Origin of the sequence: Parabacteroides sp. AF18-52 (assembly GCF_003479145.1) — a bacterium.
Taxonomy (GTDB): domain Bacteria; phylum Bacteroidota; class Bacteroidia; order Bacteroidales; family Tannerellaceae; genus Parabacteroides; species Parabacteroides faecis.
The window spans coordinates 790,926-813,616 of the sequence record NZ_QUGR01000001.1; the positions used below are offsets into that span (position 1 = coordinate 790,926).

Here is a 22,691-nt window from a genome sequence, read left to right on the forward strand (position 1 = left end):
CTTTATATATAGCAAAGAAAGAGTATATGAATTAACAGAATGTCAATTTGTAATATTCCTATAATTGAAGTCTTGTGAGTGTAATCTAAAACGGCAATTTTCTACAATGTTACAAACTTACTCTTTTCCTCCGATAAACACTAACCACTTGTATTGATACTCATAAATCAATGTACCTCTTTACCATCGCTACCAAATCATTCGTTTCCTCCTCTACCCATCTATCCGTACATATCAATTCATTAATCAAATGAATATCTTCAGAAGTAAAACAGGATTGCTCCAAACCTGAAAAGGGAAGTGTAGTTTTCCATTTGCTATTATGTTTTTTCATATTAACTGGATACTTTTTAACTGGTTCTGAAGGATAAAGAAGCTTTATATCACAGCCTTTCTCCTGAAATATTTTTTTTAACCGAACATAGATTTCCAAACCATTATAATCCCAATCACAAGAATAGAATAAGAGTTTATCCAATTTCTTTTCATCAATAAAATGAGTTCCTTTTGTATTATTTCCACCTACGTACCATAACTCAATTTTGTATTCACGAGCAATGCGGGGCATTTTCAGAAAATTGAGGTTTTCACAAAGTACTATACAACGCGGTTCACCAACATCTACAACGAATCTCCACTGATGCATTTTTGGATCTTCCAGAGGATAATCCTCTACTCCCAAGATAGAAAGCACCAAATCGTTCAGACTTTGATAAGTATCCAAATGCTTGCTTCCACCATGTTCAAAGAAGTCTTCACTAAATGTATGTCGGGTCGTAAGGGAACTCCGAATTTGCTCTCTGTTATCTGCAATAAACTGTAAAGAACGGATATCATTAACTGTATATGTTTGTCGACCAGTCACATTCGGTTGTACAGACTTCAGAAAACGGTCATATTCCAAATAATCTTCCAGGTAGCGTTTAGCAAAATAGGCATCGTACTTTTCACTTTTAATCAAATAATTATGATTACCTGGCTGATATTGTACCAACTTTCTACTTATCAAGTTACGAAACTTATTATCATCTTTTTTTGTCGCTGATATTTTGTTCCCCTCGTAAAGAGAATACATTGCAGTGAGTGTTCGCCAGGTCAATTCAGCTTCCATAGTCATTTACATTTATAAAATTGGCCAATTCCGGATCAATATCATTTCGGCTACGTATCTCTATCGGAGCATAATTAACTTCTTCTTCTACATCTGGATTACGGTTAAGAATATATACATGTTGTTCATTGTATTTCCCCAAAGGATTAATTGAAAAAGTTAGTATCTGGTAATCGTATTCTTCGGCAATATCACTCAACAGGTCAAAATTACTACCCAATCCTTCTGCCTCATCAATGGGCATAAACCGTAATCCATCTTCTTGTGCATTGTTTTTGTTACCAACAATAGAGAGACGGGCTATACAAAGCAGAGCAGTGGCAGCGTACGTCTGCCCGGTACTTCCTTTATTATTGCGTCCAACACGATTTTTCATATCAAGCCTCAGTTCTATATATGAATTAGGATTCAGCAAGTCTTCCAACGTTATATCATTTGAATAATTATTGGTTATTTCGTAGAAAGCTTTCATGATTTTCTCACGGATAGAAACTTGCGTATTTAATTCGTTCAAAATAGAGACATCAAACATATCAGCCATATTATCCAAAGATGTCATATGTTTAAACTGGCTTAACCAGCTAACGGGAAACTGTAAAGAATCTGTTTTTTCAAGTTTCATATTATATGCTCCGGATATTTTTTTTCTACTACTTGTGAAGAAACGGTTTATGCGACGAATCTCATCCCATTGTGCTTCGACTTGCCGTTTCACTTCAGTTAATAAATCCTGGATTTTACCGATCTTCTTACCATTCAGTTCTCTATTTTTCTCATTAATATCTTCGAGCCTTTTCTTGATTCTGCTGACGACTTCTTCTTCTATAATCATATCTTCAGGGAATAAATCAGGCAATAAATTAGCTATCAACTCCTTAAAATCATGGCTAGTTTCAAATTTATATTGTTCATTTGGTATAAAACATTTTACCATATTGATATACAGGTTAATGTAGGTAATGTCCTTTTGGAGATGAAGTTTTTTTGCTTCTTCTACCAACTCTTTACTTATTACTGCCGGATAACTATCAATGGTAGGTAAATCCATATAAAGAGATATGTATTCAGCTTCAATTATATTCAGGTAATTCTCCTGACTTTTTAAATTCGTCACCGACTGTATTAATTCTTCGCATTTATTCAATGTGCTACTTAAAATGGTTAATTCGTCCTTGAAGAACTCAGTTTTATTATCTGCATTTATATAATCGTCTTCTTTATAAGCCTGAATAGTTTCTGCCTGCAAAAGGGTGCTCCACTCTACTTCGTACGGTTTTATTTTCTTTGATATTGAGATTAATAAACTGGTAGCTCTTTGTATAAGATCAGGGAATGTTTCAACTATATTTTTAAGTTGTACAAATTGGTTGTACAATAATGTTTGTTCTTCTTTCGCATTTTTCTCCGACTGTTCTATTAATTCTTTTGCTGCTAAGCTCTTCACAGACTGCTCCATTTGTTCGGGAGAGATATTTAAAACTGCTATTTCCTGAAATGTTTTTATTTCGGGCTTATGGAAAAATACATCTACCGAACGAGCAGGTGCATCGAGAGAATTTACTATATCATATAGTTTTTTCCACAGTTCTAATTCTTCTTCAATTGCTTTTTTCTCCTGTTCTATATTGGCTACCTGTGATTGAAAATACTGCAAAATCGTTTCCCGATCATTATTGAGACTTTCCTGTTTTTCTGTTACGTAGTTTACAAATTCGTTTACTCCACCGAGGCTTATCCAGAATCCCTCTGCTTCGGAGTCTATATTTGTGTTTCTTATTAATTCTTCAGGGGAGCAAACATAGCGGTCAAGCGGTTTAGGCTGATTAGGTTTATTCATCCCATACTTCTGAAAATGATAAATTAAGCTTTCTTCTTCTTTTGTAAAATTGCGTCGCAACGACAAAGCCCAACGTATAAGTGAATTTGGATTATTTATATCGTGAAACTGCTCTACTACATGCAATTGTGATAAACGGTCACGTAGTTCACCTGTCTTTTTGAAGTAAAAACTATTTCCTGCAGCTAATCCACCTTTCCAACCTGAATTTGCAAAAAAATCAACCATACGTAAACCGACTAATTTATCTTTCAAATCTTTATAATAAATGTAGTCTTTTTTTTGTGCTCTGTATTGTTTATAACAGGCTGCCAAGTCTCCAGGAAGAATGTTTAACTGTTCAATTATATTGTTAGCACAATTCAGGAAACTTTTCTTTTGTCGCCATTCATTATAAATATCACTTATTTCTTCATAAGCTGACTCTTTCTTATCGCGACTTCTTTGGGCCTCTTCTAACTCAGACCGGACCAATACTTGTAATCCTGATAGATCTTCCTGGGCTTGTAAAAATGTATAGACTTCTTTTTTGAGATTTTCTTTATTTGAATTATAATCTCTTAGCAAAAACACATATTGGGAAGTAAGGTATTTTTTTTCTGCTTCCTTTTTTTCTATCAACACCTTATATAGATCACTAACTTGAAAGCATTTCTGTGTCAGCAAAACAATCTCATCGTTATTTTTTCCATAGTCTACCGCATTTTTTTCTATTTCTTCTACAATTGACCTGTATTTATTCATGAAGTCTTTTCCTTTTTCCTGACCGAATAAAAAATCCAACAAACTGGAACTTCTTGTAGTATCAAGTTCTTTGCCCCTTGAAAATGATTGAATTATTTTCGCATAATCTTTTAGAACTTTATCTTTATCGGTAAGGTCAAGTGGTAGTATTTTATTTTTATAGAGTACTTTATGAAAAAAAGAAATCCGTTGCCAATCCTTAAAAACTAAGTTTTTTTCCTCCATGTATTCAATAATATCCTCTAATGGAATAATACATTCATCATCCTGAAAATCGGCGGCATAAAGAGGTTTCGTCATAGGGGTAAAATCACCATGTTCAATAACAAGCCCTGCCTGTACAATAAAAGAGCGTGTAGCTTTGGAAGTACTTTCAAGATAGGCTCCTGCTGTAATAAATTGTCCATCGGCAACTTCTATATTTACAAATGCATATCCATAATCCAATGATTTACCAGGTGATCGCAAAACGAGGCCATCAGGTTCCCGTTTACCCTGAACCGGAATGGTTGCGGAACGGAAAGCGGAAGCCCCTACAAATATAAGTTGCAGTAAATCGGCTATGATACTTTTACCAGAACCGCTGTCACCAATAAAATCGGTACGAGCGGGATGAAAAATGTAATCATTTTCCTGATGGTGTATGATACCTACAGTAGACAAACTGTAAATACGAGGATATTTTTTCATAATTTATTCTTCTTTAAGCCATTTACCAATATAATTAATATAATCAGCAAATTCCCGTGTTATACGCTGAAATGCAGGGAGAATGGCAAAATCGTCTTCTTTCAAATCAATCCATCTTAGCTTATAGAAATTCCTGAATGCACGTTGTACTTCTTGATCAATACGAGCATCATTTGATTCAGTAAAACGTTCTTTGGAGCCTTTTGTCTTGACAAGTAGACGTTGCACATGCTTCTTGAGATCAGGCATATCTACGCGAATTAGAGCAACAAACTTTTTTACGGAAGTTAATTCTATATTGTGATCGATATAATAAGCTTTGTACAGCAGCAAGGCTATAAGAATATGTTCTTTAGGTAAAGACGACCGCTCAACGGAATAATTACTTCTTGATACAGAGTGATAGAGGGGGAAATAATAAAATTCGTTTCCACTACCGGCTGGAGCAATAGTTATGTTCTCATGTCGTTTGAAATAGGCTGTCAGATTATCTACATATTTATTTAGATAAAGAAAAAGTGCCTTATCTCCTTCATATTGTATATGAGCACCTCTTTTCAGAGCATCTACCAACTGTGAAAACAGTACTGCACCGTCTTCACATTCGAGGAAGTCATATTTTTGAGTTATTTGCGTTTCATCCATATATCAGATATTGTATGTTTTGAATTAGGGTTATCTATTTTTTTACTTGTATCAATCTGTATTTCCCAATGTGGGTCTTCCTTATATTTTTTTATACTCTGGTCAATCACCTGTATAGCGAGCTGCAAATCGTTATCATGCTTTTCCAAAATGTCGAAGAATATTTCGGAAAGATGTATGAGATCAGTTTCCAGAGATTTTCGACGAATAAATTCCAGCCACCACTGAATATGAATCTGACGCATCATTTGCACATGACCTTTCTGGTGTGCTTCTTGTTCTTTTTGCGGGTCTTTTTTGTATTCGGAACGCTGTTTACGTTCTGGCGGGAAAAGATTTTCTGGCCTATCTACAGAGGTAAAAACGGGAAATGAATCTGCCAATTGAATTTTTCCGTCATAGGGAAAAGGAAACTGTATCTGTTTATCTGTTACATGGCTTTTTTCCAGCAAGAAATACAAAAATTTCTCGACTTTGGTATTAAATATATCTCGGTTGAGAGAGGCAAAAAACTGTTTTATTTTAGGCTGTATTTTATCAATACGTGAATCTACCATTGCTAAACGGAGATGAATACCTTCAAAATAAGAAACGGCCTCGCTAATGAGATCATCTACTTCTTCACTCCCATCACGTACCGGATGTGATATAAGAATATCATTCATCCGGTCAGTTTCCCGGAAAGCAGCTCTTAATTCCCTGTTTTGCTGACGTATGGTATCAATTTGCTTTTCTATTTCCTGTAAAGCTACGAGCAAAGTTTCTTTACGCCTTTTAGCTTTTTCACTTAAAGCTGTTACGGAACGGTCAATCTGTTGATTAAGATAGTCGACTTGTTCCAATAAAAGAGTTCGAGACTTGAACAAGTCGACTGTAAGCCAATTTTTTATTTGTTCTTCTGTGATGGCAATTTCAAGCTTCTCATATAGTTCCTCACAGGTTATTTCAATAAAGGTGGGATTAAAACGCTGAGATATTAGGCGATGTATCTTATCACATATCTGAAAACCGAAATCAGTAAACATATAGGTCTGATTTTCATCATTATATATAAGATAAAACTCCTGTAGCTCTAAAATATAAGCTGTATAAGTTACCCATTGTAACCGTATAGGTTCACGTTCGATAAGACTTACAGCTTCAAAAGCCCGATGTATATCTTTTTCCTTAAAAATCCCATATTCAAATTCTCCATTCTTCACCCGTTCATACAACCATATTACAGCTAATCCCTTCTTTTTCTCTGGAAAAAGATGTTCATAGGTCTTTTCTATTTTTAATTGCTCGAATAAGGATTGCATGTAGTAAAGATTAAAAGATTATTTCCTCTAACACCATTACCACAAATTTACTAAAAAAATATTGAAAGAATCATTTAGAAAGAGGAAAATAATTGTTTCCATTTCAATTGAGGCATTCGATACAGCTTTTAAACTCGAACACTTACAGAAAAGAATGGATGGGAAAGCATATTCTAAAGAGCTCCCCTATAGTCGGATAGGACAAATATATTTATACGTTTTGGTCATATGAAGAAATAGAAAGACTTCACAACCTATCTTGAATAATTAACGGGAATCAAAAACGAAAGGAAGCAGACAACCTTTTTCATTTATCTGATGCAAAGTTTCATCAGATAAATAAAACAGTCTATTTGACAACCCTGTAGATTGTCTGGTGTAGCACAAGAATTTATACCAATCTTTTTCCTGCCTGATATATGAAAACTCCTTATAAACTTAAAAGCCATTTCCAAACCGGAAGGACTTCAATAGTTTTTCCACTCATTTCTATCGTTCGTTCTGTATCGCGGGTAATAATTAATAGTTGCTTACATTCCAAAACTTCGGTAATTTTCAGCAAGACTTTTATTTCCCGGTCAAATGTGCCATCGCTATTGTCGAGATTGTAACAAACCTGAATCACAGTGTAATCGTCGGGAATATAAAAGTCAACCTCAATACCTTGATTATAGAAATAAACAGCATCATTTCGCCCGTATTTACGCAGTAGATTCACAGCTACCATATTCTCCAATAAAGAAGTATTCCCATCCAATAAAAAAAGGTTCAGAATGCCATTATCTGTGAAATAGTACTTGGGAGAAGTTTCCTTATCAACCAATTTCCCCGCTATATTCTGTATAGGATTGATAAGCCACGCATCTCTAGCGTACTCCATGTAGTTAATAACTGTCTGCGTTCCGACCTTTGCTCCGGTTGATGATACAATATTTGCTATCCGGGTAAATGATAAAGGTTGTTTGACACTTTCAGCCAATTTCTTGAACATGATACGTAAAGCGAATGTGTTATCTACCGTATGACGGGCTGCAATATCTCCCAAATAGATTTTTTGGTAAACACTGGTCAAGTAATCCCGTTTAACCAAAAATTCAGCACCTTCCGGGAATCCGCCAAAATAGAAATAGTCATTGAATTTTCGTAATACTTCGGCTTTGCCTTCCGTAGACAACAGATGATTGGTAGTAGCAGGAACATTGTTTGCCGTCAAAAACTCTTTAAAAGAGTACGGATAAACATCAATAGGAATATAACGTCCACCTAAAGTTGTCTGAATATCTTGACTTAACATTTTGGCATTGCTTCCAGTAATATAAACCCGATGTTTGGTATCAGCCATACGACGGGCAAATTTTTCCCATCCAGAAACGTTTTGTACTTCGTCCAAAAACAGGATAGGTTTCTTTCCATACATTTCTAAATGAACCTCCAACAACAGATTTAAATCTTCTGCTTTCATTCCGGTAAGACGTTCATCTTCAAAATTGATATAAAGCATTTCATCCCACTGTACACCTTGTGCTAGTAGTTGCTGCATCCGTTGATATAACAGGTAAGACTTTCCCGCTCGCCGAATACCCACAAAAACATAATTTCCAAACTCCTCAAAAGTAAAACTTCGTGGAATCACCTTATATTTGGGGACTTCCACTTGATTGTCAGCGATAACCGTTTTCAGAATATTTTTATCCATATCTTTCTATATTTATTCTCCAAACAATACAAATATTGTCCATTTTTGTTTTATACACAAAACAAAAATACATATTTATCATTTTATCAACAAAACAAAAAAACATTCTACCCTAAAGTTTGTATGTCTAAAAAATAATACAATACAGTGCAGGAATCCGAAGAAACCTGCACCATATAAATAAAAATCAGGTATTTGCTTTGCGCTTCTTCACTTCTTCCACGAGCTTTGAAAAGGATTTATCCCTTTTACGTTTCTCATGTTCGGAAGCAGCAAAATGCCAGGCTTCCCGCTTTAGTTTCAGATAGCTTTCATACACTTTTGTATCCAACAGGCCCTTGTCGACCGCATCCAGCACGGCACAACCAGGTTCATTGGTATGTGTACAATCCTTGAAGCGACACGATTCTGCATAACTAGAAATTTCCAGCATTTCAGCAAGTGAATCGGGATTATCTACAGCTAATCCAAATTCCCGGATACCCGGAGTATCTATTAAAACACCTGAACCGTCCATCAAGACCATCTCCCGGCGGGTGGAAGTATGCCTTCCTTTCCCCGTGGACTGGCTTATATCCGATGTCAGCAACACCGATCTTTCACAAAGAGCATTAACAAGAGAACTCTTCCCCACACCCGACGAACCGACAAACACCACCGTTTCGCCTTCCGATATGGATTCCCGTAACCGGGAAACTGTCTCTGGATGACGGATACTGGTGAAAAACACCGGCATCCTGCTGGCAAGATGTTTGATCGCCTCTTCTACTTCCTGTTTATCAAAAGACAGATCGGATTTATTGAGTATCAACACGGGATCGATATCTTCTTCCAGTATCTGAACCATGAAACGTTCGACCCTGCGGATATTGAAATTATCATCGAGGCTCTGCACAATAAACGCCTTATCCACATACGATGCAATTGCCTGTTTCTCGGCTACTGTCCCGCTTTTCTTACGGTACAATGTCCGTTCACGGGGCAGCCTATCGACGATAATCCCTTTACTATCATCGAAAGGTTGAAACAGGACCCAATCGCCCGTACAGGGCAATTCAAAGTCAGATCTTCCATACATCATATTTCCCGTCAACTCGCATTGGAACAGTCCGTTTTCGGAAATAACTTCATAACAGGTGCGATGCACGACAGCTATCCGTCCATGAGATAACGTATTATATGCCGATTCTTGTTTCAGTTGGTTCAACCTGTCATTCCAACCATACATATCCAAACAGATCATAGCGTTATCTTTTTAGCGATATAAAACACATAGCCGTAGAATCCTTTGTACTTACGGTATAATTCCTCTTCGTGATGTGACATCGCGACAAGTTCTTCGGCAGTTTTATTTCCCGGATATTTGGCTAGAAACTTTTCCCGTGCTTTAACCAAAGGCGCAAAATAATGCTCTGTCCAGCAAGTCTCAGGCAAAATAAAAGAAGCGACAGGAAGATACCCGGCCTTTTGTATCAGAGCTACCTGATTGGGAATGGTATCTATTTCCGGATAAGCCTCCATCCAAAAATCATGGATCTCTGCGGGACGTTCTTCAGTAAACCATGTGCTTTCGGAAACAGCGATATATCCTCCTGTTTTCAGATATTTACGCCATTCGTTCAGTCCGCGTTCAAAGCCGATATTATAAATGGCTCCTTCCGACCAGATCAGGTCTAATTCACCTTCTCCAAAAGGAAGGTTATCCATTGAACCGACGATTCCTTCCACTCTATCCTGAAGATTCAGTTTCCTGGCATTGTCGTTGAACCGGTCGATGAATCCCGGAAAAAAGTCGAGACCTGTAATATGTCCTGGAGCATGCTGCGCCAATGTCATTGTCTGTCCGCCTGTACCGCAACCCAAATCGGCGATAAGGGACCGGTCGGTCAGGTTGTCTATAAAACTCAATGCTTTAAGGGTCACTTCGGGACTTCCGGGTCCCTGACGTTCTGTATTTAAAAAATATTCGCAGATTAAATTAAAATCGAATTCGTGAATTGTTTTATTTTCGTTACTCATTTTCTTTATGTATATAGCATACCCGTGAAAGCATAACAATACCATCATCATTGTACACTGATTAAAATTGAATTAATACAATAGGAATTACACCCGAGCAGAATTACCCGAGAATAAACGAAAGGACAACCTGTACAAGGAATACAGATTGTTTACTACACCAAATCCAATTTAAATAGTTTGTTCAACATGCGGCAAAGGTACATAATATTTTGTATTATGCTAATTATATATGCGGAAACTCCACCACAAACACAGTCCCTTCACCCGGATAAGAATGAACATAGATATTTCCTTTGTGGAGGAAAACGATCTTTTGAACCAACGCCATCCCTATTCCATTGCCGACAGCATAGTTACGGTTACTGCCACGGTGAAAAGCGGTAAAGAGATGTTCCATATCCTCTGCGGGGATTCCGATGCCTGAATCAGAAAAGCGGAGGATGGATTTTTCTTCATAGAAAGATATCTGCACTGAGGAAGTCTTGTCATCGGAAAATTTACAGTTGTTCTCCATCAGGTTAACAAAGGCAGTTTTCAATAGATAAGCATTCCCGGAGACGGTGATCATGGCATCATCGTCGGTCTCTTCTTCAAAAAGCAGATTGACCTTATACTCCTTATTGGCTTTCAGAACCAGTTCGCGGGCATCGAGCAACAATTCGTCCAGACGTACCTCTTCCATACTGATCTGCTCCGGCTGATAACTGGCACGAGCCAGATTAAGCAAGCCCTCAGACAATTTCACCACCTTATCCGCATCCGTCAAAGCCTCTTCCACCGCTTTCCGATAGGCTTCACCGGAACGCTCCTTGAGAAGCGTAACCTCCAGGCCACCGATCAAGGCAGCCATAGGTGTACGAAGTTCGTGAGAAACATTGCTGACAAACATTTTCTGCGCATCGAACGACTGCTCCAACCGGTCGAGCGTACGGTTGAAGGTCACAGCCAACTCACCCAATTCGTCTTTCTCGTCCGCTACCGGAACTCTTTCGTCCAGATTGGATGCCGTTATCTTCTCCACCTTCCTGACGATATTCGAGACAGGCGACAAAGCACTTCGCGACAGAAAATACCCCACAACAGCCAGTACCGCCAACCCGACACCCCATAATATCAACAGGATATTCCGTAAAGCATCGAGCTTCGCATAGCCATAACCGTCAAATGCAGCAGCCGTGATAACATAGTCTTTCCCCTCAAACGGATACAAAAGTCCGACCACCTGATAATCTCCTTCAAAGAATTCGATGGATTTTTTTTCGACAATACGTCGGATCATTTCTGGGGTTTCCTTTACTCGGTCTATCTCTTTGGCATCATGATAGAGTAGATTGAAATCCGGTTCATAGACAGCCACCTCCACCTCATCGATAAACTCCCGGTTATTCATGTAAATGGATTGCATGGTAGCGGCATCGACCTTATGTTGCAGGAATAGATTGGCTTTCGTAATCCCCTCCTTTTTCAGATCGCGATAGAAAACACTTTTCCGGTTACTTTCCGACAAGAACCAGATCATTCCCATCAAGAACAGGAAGACGGTAGCTGTGACTGCCGTATAACGGATCGTCAGTTTAGTCCTGATTTTCATCGGTACGCAGTATAAAACCCATGCCTGGCTTAGTATGGATCAGTTTAACAGGAAAATCACGGTCAACTTTCTTTCGGAGATAATTGATATAGACATCGATAAAATTAGTCCCCGTATCGAAATGAGTGTTCCAAACCTTATCGGCTATCTCCGCACGCGACAGGACACGCTCCGGATTCTCCATCATATAAGCCAGCAAATTAAACTCTTTAGGTGTCAGTTTTATCTCACGTCCATCGCGAAAGACAGACTTACCGGACAGATCGATACGAAGATCGGCATAGTTTAACTCCTGGGGCTGTGTAGTTTGCGAAGCGACAACTTTTCTTTTCAGCAGCACCCTGATACGGGCATCCAGTTCACGGAAATCGAAAGGTTTGACCATATAATCGTCTGCCCCGGCATCGAAGCCGTCCAGCTTGTCGTCGGTTGTACCCAAAGCTGTAAGCATCAAAACGGGGATATCCGGATTCAGTTGCCGCACCTCTTTCGTCAGCTCAAAGCCATTCATCTTCGGTAGGATAATATCAGAGATCACCAGATCGAACCCCGAAGCCCGAAAAAGACGCAACCCCATCTCCCCGTCAAAAGCCACCGACACCTGATAGCCGGAATCTTCCAGACCGACCTTCAAGAGCTCCGCTACACGCTGTTCATCTTCTACTACCAGTATTCTTGTCATGGGAAAAGGCTTTTACAAATTACAGTGAATGATATCTGCAAATATAATCATTAATTATAAATCAGGCATCACCCCTCTCAGGTATGCATCTATCCCATACAAGATGAAAACATTATTCTTCCGACAAACTGAACTCCTTATTAGAGAATAATTCGGCCAATCCCGATATCTGCTTCAAACGCAATATTTCATCTTTATCCATTCCTATATTACGTTGTATCCAAGCATCGGACATACCACATTTGGAAAGTTCGGAGACTATATGACTCATCAACTCGATATTATGGGTGCCGCGTGCCCTGTTATGGCGAATCGTCGATGCCATTCTATTGGACAGATCTTTTTCTATGACAGTAACGGGAAGCATTCCGTGTTCACGTTCATATATACGTTTCGACGTTTTCATGACCATATAACGGTGATAACCGTCAACCAATTCATACATATCTTTCTCCGGTACATAATAGCATACGCAAGGTGAGGTGAAGCCATCTTCCCAGATGGAGACTTCCAGTAATTGCATTTCCGGGGGAGCAACCACATTGGGGTTATAGCTGTTAGCCATTACTTTTTCAACCGGAACAGGTCTTACTTTGTAGACAGGGCTAGTATATTCCTCCATATAATTCAGAGTTATAAAGTTGTAAAATATTTTCCTTTTGCTTTCTCTCATGAATATTCAATGAGAATCCCATATATTTACAATAGTAATCGTTTTTCAGAATACAGATACAAACCCGTTTATAGGTCGGCAGTTCCTTAAATTCCGGAATATCGATATCATCCAGATATTCCATACGGACCGGTTTCTTTTTTGTCTTATAATTCGTGCTATCTTCCACCCGGATGGGGATCCCGATCTGTTGCAGTTTCTCTATCGTTTCCTCTGCAAGGCATCCTCCTTTATCCCGCCAGAATTTTATGCTGACAGACAACTTCTGTAAATAACCGTTACGCGTCTTCTCTGGCAATGTTTTTAACAGGAATTCCATATAAGACTTCCAGGTCATTCCTTTAGGCAACTTGACCGATTGCCATCCCAAAGCGGAAGTGCCGCCATATAATCCGGCAAAACCGACACCGTTGACCCGTCCGATCATCTTTCCCCACATATCGGGATCTATCGCCCGGTACAGTTTCAGGCTAGCCAGCGCCTGGGAAATAAAAGGACTTGCTACCCGCTGTTTTTCAAGAGGCACTCCGGCCTGATAATACAGGTCGTACAAATGATTATAATCCCAATGAAACTTACCGTTGGCAATCCATATATCTTTCGTTTTCCAATCAAAGATAGGATAAGCGTTATAGACACGAGGCATTACCTGATGAACCCATTTCAAACGCCGATAGGTCTGTACCTTACTTTTTATATGGATAGCCCTCCATCTGTTGAAGCTCTCCTGAGTACGTATCCCGATTAAACAACAAGTTCTTCCGGCCTGCTTTTTCTCATGCAGCCATCCTGCAAACAACAACTGAAACTGATAATCCCACATGTCTTCATTATAGAATGGAAAATCTTCAGCTTTCAAAGAGTTTTCAGGCATTTTGTTTACCCAGATATTTTGCTGTAGCTTATCCCAGGGACGCCAATAGTTCTGGAACATCGAGGTACAGGTCGGTACTTTGAAGGGAACACAAACTCTATATATTTCCAGAATATCCGCATTAGAAGCCAGTGTCCGGTCTACATAAGATGTCGTTTCCTGGTACTGCACCTCATAATCCATATGAAATACCCCCAGTTTTCGCTTCAACCGGTGTTCACGTATATAGTCGATACACAAATTCAACAGCACACCGCTGTCTTTACCACCGGAAAAGGACACATATATATTATCGAAGTCGGAAAATATCTTATCCAACCGCGCTTGTACTGCTTCGTAAACATTTATCTTTTCTCTCATCATCGCATCTATATTCCATTTTAATATATAGTTTCCACTTTTGAGTTACAAAAAAATGATTTGAAGCAAAAATATCTTCATGCCGGGTATGAACGACGGCCCGTATGATTGAAGTGCTTTTGAAATGCTCCAGAACAGCATCGATCAGGGATGACATCGTTTTACTGTCCTCCCCTCTCACATAATAGTTATTAATAACCACACAGGTACTTTTAATCTCAACAGGTATAAAGCCTATGACCATGTCTCCTTCAATAGCGACGAACCATAAATAGTGTTTAGAAGTTTTGAATGGGTAATTATTATTTTGCCGCAGCACGCTACAGTTCATCACCAGTGGAGCGACCAGTTCGTATAGCCTCGGGGCAATTCCGGATAATACTTCTATACTCATATTCCAAAGAGACTAGGACAACAAAAATCTTTTGAAATACAAAATTAAACAAAATACTGTTCCAGGTTCATTATTTGCGAATATTTTAACTTTAAATAGCGAGCTTCACCCTTTAATTTTCAAAAGTAGCAGAAAATAAAATGTATTACCATCCCGACTAGATACATCACAAAAAGTTTGTCATTCGGGACAACAAGATCATCCTACCTTTTGTTATTCAATTAGAAAAACGATAGATCATGAGAAAAGCATTGAATATTATTATCCCTATCCTGATTTGTTTCCTGGTAGGACTTTCCGTCAGTTATTTTCAGGCTAACGCAATAAAGAACTGGTATCCGACTCTTATAAAACCGGTATTAACTCCTCCAAACATCACCTTTCCTATTGCCTGGAGTATTATTTATCTATGTATGGGATTATCTATCGGATCAATGATCAATTCAGGGAGTGAACGAACAAGGTTTTTCATTAAAGCTTTTATCTTCCAACTTTTCTTCAATTTCACATGGAGCATCGGTTTCTTCTATTTTCAGAATCCGCTTATCGGCTTCCTGAATATCATATTGCTCGATATCTTCGTGATTAATTACACCTTAAAAAGTTATCCTGTCAACAAAGTTAGTTCACTACTCTTCATTCCCTATCTACTATGGCTACTGTTCGCAACTTATTTGAATGGGTATATTTTGATGTATAATTGATTGTAAAAAAATAAGCCGGATCATGTCCGGCTTCATCTTATATTATCCTATCAATCCAAATTATAAAGTTTCAACTTATTATACAACGTTTTCCGATCGATTCCCAATAGTTGGGCGGCACGGGTTTTATTGTTTCCGGATTCCTGGAGGGCACGTTTGATCAATTCGCTTTCGTGAGCTTCGTCTTTCAAGAGGATGCGGGTGTCTTTTGCAGGGGCATCCGTTAGTTCTTCAGGAAGTTCATGACGCGTAATGTAACGTCCTGTAGCCAGAAGTGTTGCATATTTGATGACATTCTTCATCTGACGCAGGTTTCCCGGCCATGAATAAGACTGGAAAAGTCGGATCGTCTCGTTATCGAAACCTATAATATCTTTCTGTAGTTCCGCATTTGCCTGGTCAAGGAAATTATTAGCAAAAAGCAATAAGTCCTCTTTACGTTCTTTCAGGTCCGGAATACGAACCGTAAATTCGTTGATACGGTGATAAAGGTCTTCGCGAAAATCACCTTTCTCTATTGCAGTACGCAGATTCTCATTCGTTGCCGAAATTAACCGTACATTAATAGCTATTTCATCGTTCGTTCCGATCGGTTTTATTTTACGTTCCTGCAGGGCACGAAGCAACTGTACTTGTACCTCGTAGGTCAGGTTACCTATTTCATCCAGAAAAATCGTACCGCCTTGTGCCGCCACAAATGCACCGGTTTTATTGTCTATCGCCCCGGTAAACGAACCTTTCACATGGCCGAAAAACTCGGATGCAGCCAAATCTTTCGGGATAGCACCGCAATCTACAGCGATAAACGGCGCTTTACTACGGTTACTCTGCTCGTGAATACGACGGGCAATATATTCTTTTCCAGTACCACTCGCCCCCGTTATCAACACGGACATATCCGTCGGAGCCACCAGACGAACATGGTCGAATAACTGTCGGGCAGCAGGACTTTGACCTTCAATATAAGTATTACTCTCCGATGATTTTGCAGCCGGACGATGTTCTGCCGGTACCGTTTTTATCAATTCACGTATCTTTCCCAATAACTCTTCCGGATTCAACGGTTTGGCTATATAGTCAGAGGCACCCAACTTGATTGCCTGGACAGCCGTTTGTATTTCCGCATAGCTTGTCATCATGATCAGCGGCAAAGAGGTCTGTTTCTCTTTTACCCATTTCAACAGATCGATCCCGTCGCCATCCGGTAAACGCAAATCGGACAGGATAAGATCGTAACCTCCGTTTTCTATCTGACGCTTTGCATCTGAAACAGAGCTAAATGTTTTTACTTCGAAGCCCTTTTTACCCAACCAGGTCTTTAGCATCAAAGAAAAAGTTATATCATCTTCTACTATAAGAATCGACGGCATACATTATTAGATTAAAACCTCTGACAAAGATATATATTTTAACGGAAAATCAGGAACAAATCCAAGTCGCTTTACGCCATGCTCCTTCGAACGGCCCCTGTTTATGATTCTTTAACCACCAATGACAGAAGCCTAACTGAAGGATGAACAACAACACTCCTACTCCGAAACTGGCAGTGACACCCAGGTATTTATACAATCCCAGACCATAACCGAAATAGATAAACGAACCTATGATCGACTGGCTCAGATAATTAGTCAAGCTCATCTTTCCATAAGGAACTAATCCATATAAAATTTTATGGGAAGTTGCCTGTTGCCACAGAAAAACAAAGACAGAAACCAGAACACACATGAATGAAAAGTTACGGAAAGAGGATACAATCGTATTCATCGGAGTAAGCATGCTCCTGTTCGTCAATAAATCCGGCAACGACAAAGACAAATAATACAGAGGAATGAAACAAATAAGACCGATCAAGAAGGTTCGTTGCCAAAAAGTACGGTGTTCCGCAAGATTCACAAACAACTGTTTACGTCCGATCAACATACCCAACATGAACAAAGACGCAGTCTGGAAAAAGCGTCCGTAGCTCCAGCCCCATAGAATGCTGAACAGTTGGCCATCCCATAAATTCGATTTGACCATCTCCCAAAAATCAGGCTGGCTGAGGAATGGATACATTTTTCTGTGATGCACCAGCCATTGCTCGGCCGAAGCCATATAATCAGGATGCAGCATTGCATAAAAGAATTTACCCCATTCCACAGGCTGAAGCATCAGGATAACGGCAGCAATTAATACAGCACGATCACTCCAGCGGCAAACAAGAATGAGTACGACACCGATTATTGCATAAAGGACAAGTATATCTCCCGGAAAGAAAGCCCCGTTGAAGCAACCTATAACAAACAATAAACAGAGCCGCCACAGAAAACGCAAACGGAAATCCTTGCCTTTCCTGGCCTGGTTATTATACTGAATAAAAAAGCTGAACCCGAACAATAAAGAGAAGATCGCATAGGCCTTCCCTCCAAAAAGGAAAAACAGTGTGTCCCAGACTCCTTTATCCAGGCTTTTCATAAAATCAGAAGTGACTTCCGGAAATTCGTAGAAATTAAAATGTTCGATATTATGTAAAAACATAATCGCCATAACGGCGAATCCTCTTAATGCGTCAACAACTTCAATGCGTGGTGACTTGAGTGGCATTTCGTGCTCCATGGTAAAATAGGTCTTTTTTAATATTGGGCACGAATTTAACAAATAAACCTAACCAAACAAAAAAAGCATCCCCAACAGATGCCTTTTTTGTTTCGCAGACTTAAATAGAATACTCAGAAATAATCTTTCTTTGTTTTAAACGGCTTAAATGTAGAAACGTCCACTTACGATTCTGTAAATATGAATGCGAATACCGTGCCAGAATCCGTAAAAGGTCTTCGTCTATTTCATAAACTCTTATAACTTAACAGAAAAGAGAGATAAAATGTTTTAGCTAACAAAAATATAACAAGGAAGACACTGGGGAACATAATACACAATTGGGGATTTTTTCTACAAACCTGTTCCACAAAAAGGCTGTTATCTACTAACAACTGCCGACTAGGCTCGCTGCCTGATCGATGATCTTTTTCACTTCGGCGATTACCTCCGAAAGCAACGATTTCCATTCTTCTTCAGGCAATGTGGCAGTATTTTTCTCTATAGTTCGTAGCTTTTCAACCAGAGATGTTGCACCCAGCATTGCGAACAAGGGAACCATTTTATGAGATGTTTTTGCTGATAGTTCCCGATCGTTATCACGTAAAGAGTCTTCAAGCAGAGCATTACTCTTACCTGTTTCTTCAATAAATGTTTTCAGGATAGATGCAGAAGCTTCCCTATCTTCACCGGCGAAAGCCGTCAGCGAATCAAAGTTGAAATCGGAAGTTACCACCAATTCCGTCGACAACAGTTTATTCAATAAAGAGATTAACTGGCGGGCAGTAAAAGGCTTATTCAGAAAACCGGTAAAACCGGATTCCAGATAATGGTCATGCTCATTCTCCACACTGGCGGAAAGTGCAATGACCGGGATCGAATCACTACCCGGAATGCCGGATTTACGTATGCTTTCCAACAACTGATAACCATCCATTCCCGGCATCTGAATGTCCGTAATGACAGCATCGAAAGCGGTGTTCTGCAATAAAGAAACTACCGAGAACGGATCGGTACAACAAGTTACTTCCACATGATTCTGCCGCAGATATTCTTCTGTAAGAGCCAACTGTAGCGGATCATCATCAACCAGCAGGCAATAAACTTCACGTCCGGCAAAAGAAGGTCCGGACGGCTCCACCGTAATTTCTTCCTCCGGTGCAGGAAGAACCTGAACATCAGCCACAGTAAGCGGCAACTCAATGGTAAAGTCGCAACCCTGTCCGACTACACTCTTCAATGAAAGTTCTCCTCCCATCAATGCCGTCATCTTCCGGGTGATAGATAAGCCCAATCCAAACCCTTCCGCTTTTTCAGTGGCAGAAAGACGGGTAAATTCTCCGAATATACGTTCCTGCTCTTCGGGAGGGATTCCCGGACCGGAATCACTTACCAGCACATTCAGCCGAGCACTGTTATCTGTTAAAGCAGTGATGGATATCACCATGACAACCCGTCCCTCACGTGTAAACTTAAGGGCATTCGACAACAAATTACCCACCACCTGGCGGATACGGATCGGATCTCCGATATATAACTTATCCGTCCCTTCTTCTTTCAGATTCAAGACAAATGTAAGATCCTTCGATTCGGCAATCGGCCGGAAACTGGTAAATATCTCATTGAACAAGGCCGACACGCTGAATGGAACTCGCTGTATCTCCATTTTCCCCGATTCAAGCCGGTGAAAATCCAGCAGGTCATTGACCAGTGACAAGATATGACTGGAAGAACCGGACATATTTTCCAGATAATACTGCTGCCGTTCGTCCGGATGCCTTTTCAGCAAAAGATCTATATATCCGATGATGGAAGAGAGCGGAGCCCTGATATCATGGCTGATCGTCAACATCATCTTTTCCCGGCTATGCAACAGGTCTTCGGCATACTGCTTCGCCTTCTCCAATTGCATTCTGTAATATTTACTTTTCGAGACATCACGGGTGATCATAAAGATAAAGATGATCACAATAATGACAGAGACGACGGCAATACCGGCAATCAGCAAAGATGTTTCACGCAAAATCAACTGTTTGTTCTGCATACGTTCCAGCGAAGCGTTCACCTCTTCTTCTTCGATATCACGTAATATCTGGTTGATCTTACGGGTAACTATACTATTATTATACCTCAGATTGGCAGCGCGTTCCAGTAACTGATCCGCCAACAGTTTACGTTGTCCCGCAACACTATCCTGCAGGCTTTTCAGCACACTGGCAATCGTATCCGAAGGATTATAAGCGTTCACCAGGGTATCCGTCACGATCTGGCGGGTTGTATTGACGATAATACTCGTATCTTCACGGCTGGGAGAGAAAGCGTCTGCCAGACGGCGGAAAAAACCGCGCGGCTTCTTTTGGGAAAAGACGGTATCCTGCTTGACTACCACATGTTCTTTTATCTCCTTTTGCTCGATGAATGTATCCTGTTCGGCTATCACCTTTTCGATATTGATCGTATAAAGATGTTCCGTATTCGTTTCTTTCCAGGTTTCCAGCAAACGCCGGGTATTCAACCGTTTCTGCCTTAACAGCATATCGATCGTATCGATCTTCAATAATTGAACTGAGTCGGTGATCAGGACACGCAGTGAATCCATATTGCTGTGAGCCTTATTCAATGTCCGGTTAAAGTGATTTACATCATTCTGAGGCATACCGACCAACTGCCCCAATGCCTCACTTTCATAAAGCAGTGATAACGTATTTGTTACAAGGTAAACTTTCTGGCGGGCTTTTCCGTCCGGTTCTTCCTCACCGGCCACCTGTTCGATGATCCGATAGATATATACGACAGAGCAGATCGCTATTGCAATCAACAACAAATATCCCAGAATAACCTTAAGGGTAATATGTCCACTTTGTTCTGCCATAAAACAAAGGTAGAAGTTTCTCTCAAAAAATCAATCCTTGTCGTAAACAATTCCCCATTTGTCCAACATCTCGAAGTCGGTTTTCTTCAGTCCGACTTTCCAGAAAGGTACGGGATCATCATGATCTCCAAGGTACATACGATCACGGACCGTAAAAGACGGATTGGACACCGCCAATGTAGAATCGGAAACATCCGTATGTATTCCGGCAAGATCCAGCACTGTATGGAACACGCTGTTCGTGCTGACCGGCAGAGCCTGATGTGCTTCTACCATCTGATATTTTTCCGGATAAGTTTCGCGATATGTATCCGAGAACCAGATCACATAGGGTATATGTAACTGATAATAAGTCGGGATCGGAGATGCATGCAGATAACGCGCACGGGCATCATCGAAAATATCTTCACCATGGTCGCTCAGATAAAGCATGGAAGCACAGGCATTCGTTTTTGCCAGCATACCGGCAATTTCGCTCAGTACGTAATCTGTATAAAGGATTGAATTATCATAAGCATTGCGCAATTCCTTTTTATAGGAGGCACGGATTCCTTCCGCTTTATCCGGCTTAAACAGAGAAAAATCTTTCGGATAACGTTCGTGATAATTAAAATGCGATCCGTAAGTATGAATCACAAAAAACAGGTTTCCTTCTGTCTTATCCAGTTCTTTTTGCAGATAAGGGAGCAATTCTCCGTCATGCAGCGAAGTAAGATAAGCCGATTTCGGTTTAAATGTACTCATATCGATGAAAGCATCCGCCTCTCGGTAAAACGAACCGATCATCGAAGTACTCAGATTTTGATTGGCTATCACCACCGTATGAAAACCGGCTTCCCTAAAAGCGGTTACGATACTTTTTTCATCATATATCACTCCGTAATCTTCCGCACTGGCTGCCGACAGAATGATGGGGACACTCTTATGCGTATTATTGGATTGTGTCACCACATCGGTAAAATGAACCAGTCCATCCAGTTTTTCCATCCGGGGAGTCGTTTCCCGCTCATAGCCATACAAGCTCCATTCCATAGCACGTGAAGTCTCTCCGACTACCAGCACATAAATTTCACGCTTCCCGCTGGCCTGTTCCGGCTTCATCGCATTGAATCTGAAATCAGCGGATGTGATATGATAGTTGCTGTTTTTCTCCGCTTTATTGATCGCGAAGTAAAGATTATAAAGGGCATTTCCCGGATAAAAATCATCTTTTAAAGAGACCTGATGCCCCTGGATCGGAGCCAACAAACAAAGAATAATCCCCAAAATGAAAACACCGAAACTCCGTATGGCCCATTTCTTACGGAAAGGCCCTGTCAATTTCGCTTTCATCCGGACAGACCAGGTAGCCAGCAATAAAGTCGGCAACGTATAAAAGAAAAAGACACCTATAATCACCAGAAAGATATTTCCAAGCAATTCACTGGCTTCGGAGGCTGTCGAGCTGGTCAGATTCAGGAACATATCCACAGCAATGACCGATTCGCCAAAAAGGTGAAGCAGCACCAATTGCCCTCCGTCCAATATGACTTTCGGCAACAGACACCAAACTACGATTCCCGGCTTACGTGCCAGCAAAAGCAGACCGACCCAAAAAGCATAAGGTAATATCAAAGAAGCAATCCCAACTGTGACAGGCAACGGTTCCGTAAAGAACAAGACACAATTAGGAACAATAAACAGCAACGCAAACAGGAACAGTAAATGCTCCTGGGATGTGAACCAATCCCTCAACTTTATAAAATAACTCATCGATATACCGTAATATTCCTAAAAAACAACTATTCTTTTCTCTTCTCCCGCATTCATTTACGGGCGAACTGCAAAAGTAGGTGTTATTCAGCATATACTCATACTCAGCACATACAAAAAAAGTTATTTCATGATTATTAAAAATGCAAGTCCTTTTGATTAAGAACTT

At 40.0% G+C, this 22,691-nt stretch carries 16 protein-coding genes; 1 reads left to right on the plus strand and 15 read right to left on the minus strand.

Going from position 1 to position 22,691, the window contains the following annotated elements; translation table 11 throughout:
- Window positions 1-160: 160 nt before the first annotated feature.
- The 11 genes from DWX23_RS03355 to DWX23_RS03425 all read right to left on the minus strand — a co-directional run bounded on the left by DWX23_RS03355 (window position 161) and on the right by DWX23_RS03425 (window position 14,229).
- Window positions 161-1,111: a hypothetical protein gene (locus DWX23_RS03355; protein ID WP_122373398.1), complete on the minus strand. Its 951-nt coding sequence runs from the start codon at window positions 1,109-1,111 to the stop codon at window positions 161-163.
- Window positions 1,101-4,382, minus strand: a complete 3,282-nt coding sequence (locus DWX23_RS25085) for a hypothetical protein (RefSeq protein ID WP_233587477.1) — start codon at window positions 4,380-4,382, stop codon at window positions 1,101-1,103. Before DWX23_RS25085 ends, DWX23_RS03355 begins: the two co-directional genes overlap by 11 nt.
- Before the next feature lie 3 nt (window positions 4,383-4,385).
- Window positions 4,386-5,027 carry a hypothetical protein gene (locus DWX23_RS25090; protein ID WP_233587478.1) on the minus strand — a complete coding sequence of 214 codons (642 nt, stop codon included), beginning with the start codon at window positions 5,025-5,027 and terminating at the stop codon, window positions 4,386-4,388.
- Window positions 5,009-6,328 carry a hypothetical protein gene (locus DWX23_RS25095; RefSeq protein WP_233587479.1) on the minus strand — a complete coding sequence of 440 codons (1,320 nt, stop codon included), beginning with the start codon at window positions 6,326-6,328 and terminating at the stop codon, window positions 5,009-5,011. The genes DWX23_RS25090 and DWX23_RS25095 overlap by 19 nt, the downstream gene beginning before the upstream one ends.
- Window positions 6,329-6,758: 430 nt before the next feature.
- A complete protein-coding gene (locus DWX23_RS03395; protein ID WP_122373400.1) occupies window positions 6,759-8,024 on the minus strand; it encodes an ATP-binding protein in 1,266 nt (421 codons plus the stop codon).
- 187 nt (window positions 8,025-8,211) lie between these two features.
- A complete protein-coding gene (gene rsgA, locus DWX23_RS03400; RefSeq protein WP_122373401.1) occupies window positions 8,212-9,267 on the minus strand; it encodes a ribosome small subunit-dependent GTPase A in 1,056 nt (351 codons plus the stop codon).
- Entirely contained in the window at window positions 9,264-10,043 is a 780-nt protein-coding gene (locus DWX23_RS03405; protein WP_122360248.1) for a class I SAM-dependent methyltransferase, read from the minus strand. The genes rsgA and DWX23_RS03405 overlap by 4 nt, the downstream gene beginning before the upstream one ends.
- A gap of 226 nt (window positions 10,044-10,269) precedes the next feature.
- Window positions 10,270-11,637: an ATP-binding protein gene (locus DWX23_RS03410; protein WP_122373402.1), complete on the minus strand. Its 1,368-nt coding sequence runs from the start codon at window positions 11,635-11,637 to the stop codon at window positions 10,270-10,272.
- Window positions 11,621-12,319, minus strand: coding sequence for a response regulator transcription factor (locus DWX23_RS03415; RefSeq protein ID WP_122351460.1), 699 nt, complete (start codon window positions 12,317-12,319; stop codon window positions 11,621-11,623). The genes DWX23_RS03410 and DWX23_RS03415 overlap by 17 nt, the downstream gene beginning before the upstream one ends.
- Before the next feature lie 112 nt (window positions 12,320-12,431).
- Window positions 12,432-12,941, minus strand: coding sequence for a ParB/RepB/Spo0J family partition protein (locus tag DWX23_RS03420; protein WP_122360253.1), 510 nt, complete (start codon window positions 12,939-12,941; stop codon window positions 12,432-12,434).
- Window positions 12,925-14,229, minus strand: coding sequence for a DUF3440 domain-containing protein (locus DWX23_RS03425; RefSeq protein ID WP_122373403.1), 1,305 nt, complete (start codon window positions 14,227-14,229; stop codon window positions 12,925-12,927). The genes DWX23_RS03420 and DWX23_RS03425 overlap by 17 nt, the downstream gene beginning before the upstream one ends.
- A gap of 630 nt (window positions 14,230-14,859) precedes the next feature.
- On the opposite strand from DWX23_RS03425, the gene DWX23_RS03435 reads away from it, so the two are divergent.
- A complete protein-coding gene (locus DWX23_RS03435) occupies window positions 14,860-15,324 on the plus strand; it encodes a TspO/MBR family protein (RefSeq protein ID WP_122373405.1) in 465 nt (154 codons plus the stop codon).
- Window positions 15,325-15,374: 50 nt separating this feature from the next.
- On the opposite strand, the gene DWX23_RS03440 is transcribed toward DWX23_RS03435, so the two are convergent.
- The 4 genes from DWX23_RS03440 to DWX23_RS03455 all read right to left on the minus strand — a co-directional run bounded on the left by DWX23_RS03440 (window position 15,375) and on the right by DWX23_RS03455 (window position 22,522).
- Window positions 15,375-16,694 (minus strand): sigma-54 dependent transcriptional regulator, encoded by a 1,320-nt coding sequence (locus tag DWX23_RS03440; protein ID WP_122373406.1) that lies wholly within the window; start codon window positions 16,692-16,694, stop codon window positions 15,375-15,377.
- 49 nt (window positions 16,695-16,743) lie between these two features.
- Entirely contained in the window at window positions 16,744-17,919 is a 1,176-nt protein-coding gene (locus DWX23_RS03445; protein WP_122373407.1) for a DUF418 domain-containing protein, read from the minus strand.
- A 367-nt stretch (window positions 17,920-18,286) separates the two neighbouring features.
- Complete coding sequence (locus tag DWX23_RS03450; RefSeq protein WP_122373408.1) at window positions 18,287-20,770, minus strand: ATP-binding protein; 2,484 nt, start codon at window positions 20,768-20,770, stop codon at window positions 18,287-18,289.
- Window positions 20,771-20,800: 30 nt separating this feature from the next.
- Complete coding sequence (locus DWX23_RS03455) at window positions 20,801-22,522, minus strand: phosphoethanolamine transferase (protein WP_122360260.1); 1,722 nt, start codon at window positions 22,520-22,522, stop codon at window positions 20,801-20,803.
- Window positions 22,523-22,691 lie beyond the last annotated feature (169 nt).

Excerpts from the sequence above, each read along its gene's own strand:
- DWX23_RS25085 (WP_233587477.1), bottom strand. The coding sequence starts at position 4,382 with ATGAAAAAATATCCTCGTATTTACAGTTTGTCTACTGTAGGTATCATA.
- DWX23_RS03420 (WP_122360253.1), bottom strand. The coding sequence starts at position 12,941 with ATGGAGGAATATACTAGCCCTGTCTACAAAGTAAGACCTGTTCCGGTT.
- DWX23_RS03425 (WP_122373403.1), bottom strand. The coding sequence starts at position 14,229 with ATGATGAGAGAAAAGATAAATGTTTACGAAGCAGTACAAGCGCGGTTG.
- DWX23_RS03445 (WP_122373407.1), bottom strand. The coding sequence starts at position 17,919 with ATGGAGCACGAAATGCCACTCAAGTCACCACGCATTGAAGTTGTTGAC.
- DWX23_RS03435 (WP_122373405.1), top strand. The coding sequence starts at position 14,860 with ATGAGAAAAGCATTGAATATTATTATCCCTATCCTGATTTGTTTCCTG.
- DWX23_RS25095 (WP_233587479.1), bottom strand. The coding sequence starts at position 6,328 with ATGCAATCCTTATTCGAGCAATTAAAAATAGAAAAGACCTATGAACAT.
- rsgA (WP_122373401.1), bottom strand. The coding sequence starts at position 9,267 with ATGATCTGTTTGGATATGTATGGTTGGAATGACAGGTTGAACCAACTG.
- DWX23_RS03450 (WP_122373408.1), bottom strand. The coding sequence starts at position 20,770 with ATGGCAGAACAAAGTGGACATATTACCCTTAAGGTTATTCTGGGATAT.
- DWX23_RS03405 (WP_122360248.1), bottom strand. The coding sequence starts at position 10,043 with ATGAGTAACGAAAATAAAACAATTCACGAATTCGATTTTAATTTAATC.
- DWX23_RS03440 (WP_122373406.1), bottom strand. The coding sequence starts at position 16,694 with ATGCCGTCGATTCTTATAGTAGAAGATGATATAACTTTTTCTTTGATG.
- DWX23_RS03395 (WP_122373400.1), bottom strand. The coding sequence starts at position 8,024 with ATGGATAAAAATATTCTGAAAACGGTTATCGCTGACAATCAAGTGGAA.
- DWX23_RS03415 (WP_122351460.1), bottom strand. The coding sequence starts at position 12,319 with ATGACAAGAATACTGGTAGTAGAAGATGAACAGCGTGTAGCGGAGCTC.
- DWX23_RS03455 (WP_122360260.1), bottom strand. The coding sequence starts at position 22,522 with ATGAGTTATTTTATAAAGTTGAGGGATTGGTTCACATCCCAGGAGCAT.
- DWX23_RS03355 (WP_122373398.1), bottom strand. The coding sequence starts at position 1,111 with ATGGAAGCTGAATTGACCTGGCGAACACTCACTGCAATGTATTCTCTT.
- DWX23_RS03410 (WP_122373402.1), bottom strand. The coding sequence starts at position 11,637 with ATGAAAATCAGGACTAAACTGACGATCCGTTATACGGCAGTCACAGCT.
- DWX23_RS25090 (WP_233587478.1), bottom strand. The coding sequence starts at position 5,027 with ATGGATGAAACGCAAATAACTCAAAAATATGACTTCCTCGAATGTGAA.